Origin of the sequence: Trinickia sp., from assembly GCF_036503415.1 — a bacterium.
In the GTDB taxonomy this organism is placed as follows: domain Bacteria; phylum Pseudomonadota; class Gammaproteobacteria; order Burkholderiales; family Burkholderiaceae; genus Trinickia.
Map to the genome: position 1 here is coordinate 1 of NZ_DASXWY010000057.1, position 5,319 is coordinate 5,319.

The window sequence follows — 5,319 nt, forward strand, 5'->3', positions numbered from 1 at the left end:
TAACGCGGCGTGTGATGCGAAGGTGACGAGCAGGCCCGGTATGGCAACTCCCAAGCCTGCGCGCGCGAATCCGGCGCGGCGTTTTATCTTGCGCAATGACATGATGCTGCGGTTCACTCCGATGCTGCCGCGCGAGTGCCACCCACCTCATCGCCAACGGAATCGTCGATATGGAAGGTGGCCGCCACGGCGCGCCACCCCAGCCTGATCTTTTGTGCAGGCAACGGTGCGTCGACGCTGCCGCTCACGCGTGCTTTGGCCTCGGCATCGGCAACGGCGCTCACGTACGATGAGTCCATGGAAGGGGACCCGAGCATGATGGTGGACACACTCGCCGTGCGGACTGTCAGTATCCCGGGAACAAAGCTGATGCTGTAGTTTTGGCTCGAGAGTCCATCCACGGAAACGGCGTAGGCCCCGGCGCCGGAAAGGGTGTTGGCAGTGGTCGAAAAGCTCAACTGGCCTTGGAGTCCCGCCGTTTGTATCGTCTCTCCGCTGACTAGTCCGCTGTATGAAGCGCTGAACGACGGGTTTTGTTGGCCGATGTACCGACTCGCTCCGTTGACCGAGATCACGAGCGGCGCGGGGGTGATTCCGAAGGTATGGCCGGTGGTGAACGTCACCTGATAGCCGAGCTGATCGGCCAGCGTGCCGGACGCTATCACGTAGCTGCCCACGTTTTGCCCCGATGCGCGCTCGAGCGAGCCCGAGAAGATTTGCGCCGCGGTATCTCCGTTGACTTGCCCCATCGTGCCATACGCCAGCTGCGGGTCCGCGCCGGCGCTACCGTTGTACACCTTGGTGTTGGTGGAGTCCGTCGGCGTGACTGTGACCGTCGGCCGCTGGCGATACATGACGTAGGTAGCGCCATCACCGATGCCCGTCGCGCCGGCTGCGTCGCCATTCTGCCGGTCGTAGCGGAAATTGCCCGAGCCCGCGGCCGCCCGCTGCGCGAGCGAGCCGCCCAGCATTGTCGAATCGATGGAGCCGCTGTACACGGTGGCCGTTTTGCCCGTGTCCAGCGTAAAAGTCGCGCTGTTCTTCACATCGCCGCCACTGCTCGTTCCGCGCGCGGTAGCGGCACCGGCGGACAGCGTCAGATCGCCGTTCGAGACGGTCCAGTTACTGGTCGTGGTCAGATTGCCGGAGAGCGTCGTCAGGCGCACGTTGCCAGTCGAGTTCACGCCGGAGACGGTGAAGGCGGTGGCCGCAGTGATGGTCGCATCGGCGGCACTGCCGACCGAGAGCAGACTGAACGAGTTGCCGCTATTGGTCAGTGCGAGCGAGCCGCTGCCGGCGTTGAGCGTGGTGGCGCCGATTATGTTCAACGTACCGCTTTGCGTAATGCCGCTTGCGGCCAGGTTCAGCGAACCGCTGAGCGTGGATGTGCCGATGTTCAGCGACGAGCCGCTCGCGAGCGTCGCATCCCCGGCCGTCAACGCGATCGCTTCGGAGAACGTATTGCCGCTATTGCCGAGCGTGATGGCGTTGCTGCCGGCGTCAAGCGCAGTGGTGCCCGTGACCCTGACAGCACCGGTTTGAGCGATGCCGGGTGCGGTGAGCGTCAAGTTTCCGGCGATTGCCGACGTACCCAACGTCAGGGCCGTGCTATTGGACAGCGTCGTAGCGGCCGCATTCATCGAAAGTGTCCCGTTGAAGGCGTTCCCGCTGTTGGTCAGGCTGATTGTGTTGCCCGATCCGCTCGCGTCGATCGTCGTTGTACCGCTTACCTGGAAGTAGCCGCCATGGGTCGTATCGTCAGCGATGGAACCGCCCGTGGACGTTATGTTGAGGTTGCCGGGCGTGATCAGTCCACCTTTGTTCCAAACCGCCTTGCGCGCGTCCACGTTACTGAGCGCGGTGATGTTGAGCGGCGCCGCGGTCGCGACCGTCAACGTTGCACCGTTGCCGATATAGAACCCGCTATACCCGCTCACCGAATCGAGAGACCGCGCGTCGATATCGATCGATGAAGCGCTGGGCGCGCTCATTGTCACAGCGGCGGTGCCGGAACCCCACACGCCGTCCCCGCCTGCGTTCGATCCGGAAATGGCGATAGCGCCGCTGGTTGCCGTGACGTTCACTTTGCCGGCGAATTTCACTGCGGCGTTTGCATTGCTCGTGCTGGCTGAGCCGCCCACGACTTCATTCGTGCCAGCGATATCGACGGTCCCGCCGCTCAAGGTCGCCGCATTCGAGGACGTCGCCGTGATATTGACGGCTGAAAGCTGATTGCGATAAGTCGTCGACGTGGGATTGCTCGCAGTTCCGATGATCGTCAGCGCGCCCGACGTCGAGAGACTGTCCAGCGCGCCGATCGTGACGCCGCTGCCGGCCCATGTGCTCGTCGCCCCCGTTGCGGTGCCGGTCAACGTGATCGCGCCGCCACTCGTGCTCTGAATCGTATTGCCGCCGACGAGGTCCACGCCGATGTCGTTGATGGAGAAAAGCGGTGCGCCGCCGCTGTTGGTGCCCGTGACCGTAGCGATGCCGCCGCTCGTGCCCGATATCGAAATTGCGCCGGAAGCCGTTCTCAGCGTCGTCGATTTCAGGTACACGCCCTGGCTGTTACCGTTGCTGGGCATCGTGCCCGACAGACTAATCGTGCCACTGCCGGTCGTCACCCACGTGCTGTTCTCGAGATCGAGTGCCGCAACGGTGCCCGACCGCGCACCGGTGGACACCGCGCTGATATTGCCGCCGTTGGCGGTGATATCGAGGTAGCTGAACTTGATGCCGTTGGTGTTCGATGCGCTCGTCGCCGCATTGGCCGTCATCGATACGTTGAGCGCGCCGCTCGTGCTTGTGATCGTTCGGTGCGCTCCGCTGCTGGCGTTTGTCGTGATACGACCGTCGGCGATCAAGGTCAGCGCGGCGTTGCCGCCGGCGGTCTTGGCGATGCTGCCGTTGATGGCGATGTTGCCTTCTTGCGTGCCCGCGCCGGCCGTAGTGATCGTGACGTTGCCGCCACTGTTCAAAATGCTCTGGATGCTCGAGACGTTGACGACGGAGCCATTGGCGCTGGGCGTCCAGACGTTGCTCGAAAACGCCCCGCCCGTTTGAGTGCCCGTGGATATCGTCACGTTGTACGGGTCGAGCAGCCACAGTCCCCCCGTGCCGCCCGTCGTTCCCGCAGCCACGCTAACCGCAATGCCATCGGTGTCCAAGACATGGCCGGACGTCTCGATGCTGCCGCCGTTACCGCCTGCGACTCCGCCATTGGCGGACAGCGAGCCGTGCACGTTTGCACTGTCGGTGCCCCAGACGACTATTTTGCCGCCGCTGCCCGTGCGAACGGCGTCGGCATCGATCGCGGCACCGCTTGCGACGTACGTTGCCGATGCATCCTGCTCGGGGCCAGCACCGCGCGAGTTTCCGCCGATCAGCGCCGTGCCGCCGCCGGCCATCCCGCTGACATCGACGCGTGCGCCGTCGAAAAGCCCCACCTTGGCACCGAGCACTTGGACCGCGCCCCCTATGCCCCCGGCTTCTGGCGCGCTGGCGTCGAGTTGTCCGCTGACGGCCGTGGCGCCGGAGTCCGGGTCGCCGATCAACTCGATGGTGCCTTGTTTGTTGGCCACCGTGCGAGCCCGCACCACGCCGCTTGAGTTAACGACGGCTTCGCTCAAAGCGTCGAGTCCTTTGGCGGTCAGCACAACATGGCCGCCGTCCGCCTGAATCAGGCCCCCGTTGGCGGCGAGCGTGCTGGCTGCGCCGCGACTGATCGTATAGCCGAGCGGGCTGCCGTCCACGAGCGTCAGCGTGACAGCGCTCGCACCTGCCATCAGCACACTGCCCTGTGGCGCGTTGATGGTGCCCCCATTGCTCACGGCGGTCGCGATCAACGCGACCTTGCCGCCGGGCGGCACCATAAGCGTTCCTTGATTGACGACGCTTGCCGTGCTCGCGCCACTGAGCGCGTAGCGGCCCGCCAGAAAATCGGCGTCGCTCAAGCCAAGCGTGCTCGCGACCAGCCCGCCGACATTGACCTGCGCGCTGCTGCCGAACAGGACGCCGTTCGGATTGAGAATGAATACGGTGCCGTTGGCATTGAGGTTGCCCAGAATGGCACTCGGCTCTCTGCCCGTTACGCGGTTCAGTGCGATCGCCCCGGTGCCTGGCTGGAGGAAATTGACGGTTTCGCCGGCCTGGATGCTGAATTTCGACCAGTCGATCGCGAGCTTGTTCGTATTCTGGGTAATGGTGGTAGTTGCACCCGTCTGACTGATGTTGGCGCTACCCGCGGTGACGGTGCCGCCGGCGGGGGCGGCAAGAACGGCAGCGCTTGCGAGCGCCGAGCACGCCAGCGCGATTACCGTGGGGACGCGGAATATCGAGGGATCGCCGTGCCGGGTGCCCGCCGCGCGGGAATATGCGGGAGAGCAATGCCGGATTACACGATCGGCGTGTTGGCTCATCGTGCGGGCTGACATGGGGACGTATTGACTGATTGAATTCGCCGGCAATGAATAAAGGAGTTATCGGCACTCTGATTCGATTCTTGAGGGCGTTTCCATGCCCCTTTTTTGCCGATAAATCATCAAGAAAGGGCGAGGTTTGCCGAAATAGCAACTCCGCGCTTCGCGACGCTGTCGTCGCGAAAGTACGATCACGCTCGAAGAGACCTGCAAATGGCCAACAAACCGCTTTCCCGCACCAAGGCGCTGTGCATGTTGCTCGCCTGCCTATTCTTCATTCCCGTATTCGGCGTACTGACGGCGCATTTCATGGCCTCGGAGTACGAGAGCCAGTTTCACGATTCGGTAGTGTTCAATCAGCGCCTGGTCACCGAAGAAAACTATCAAGCCCGGCACCTGAGCTATGTCTCGGTTTGTGCACAGATCCGCGCTGGGGGAAACGCGGAGGGCTATAAGGAAATGTGTTCCCCGGCGGACGAGGTCGCAATCGTCAAATGCGCTTCGTGGGTGATTGCCGGCATCGGTGGTTTGATCTTGCTCGTGATTTACGGCGGCAGAGCGATCGCCGGCACGAATCGCGCACGGTTGAGCCGGATATTCGGCTTCGTTGTGCGTGCCGTGATGTTCCTGCTCGCGCTCTCGGTGTTCGGGCAAGCGGTGTTGTTCGTCTTTTCGGTCTACACGATCGAGACCATGACGATTCATCAGGTTCACGCGGTGCTGCTCGCCACCGTGGGATTTGCAGCGCTGCTCGTGTGCTGGACGCTGCTGCGCTCGACGTTCCAGTTCCTCAAGGAAACACCGATGCTTATCAAGGCCGTGCAACTCGATCGCGAGTCTCAGCCTCGGTTGTTTCAATTCGTCGACGACATCGCACGTCGGCTCGGCGCACGATCACCGG

The 5,319-nt window shown here is 63.1% G+C and carries 2 protein-coding genes; one reads left to right on the plus strand and one right to left on the minus strand.

Translation table 11 applies throughout. The features are described from left to right. Positions 1–113 precede the first annotated feature (113 nt). A complete protein-coding gene (locus VGL01_RS07635; protein WP_331568253.1) occupies positions 114–4,433 on the minus strand; it encodes a beta strand repeat-containing protein in 4,320 nt (1,439 codons plus the stop codon). Positions 4,434–4,631: 198 nt separating this feature from the next. Between VGL01_RS07635 and VGL01_RS07640 the strand changes: the two genes are divergently transcribed. Beyond that, positions 4,632–5,319 (plus strand): hypothetical protein (locus VGL01_RS07640; protein WP_331568254.1); only part of this gene is annotated, 688 nt, incomplete at its 3' end.

Bases quoted from the DNA above. Each gene is read 5' to 3' on its own strand.
- VGL01_RS07635 (WP_331568253.1), bottom strand. From the start codon at position 4,433: ATGTCAGCCCGCACGATGAGCCAACACGCCGATCGTGTAATCCGGCAT.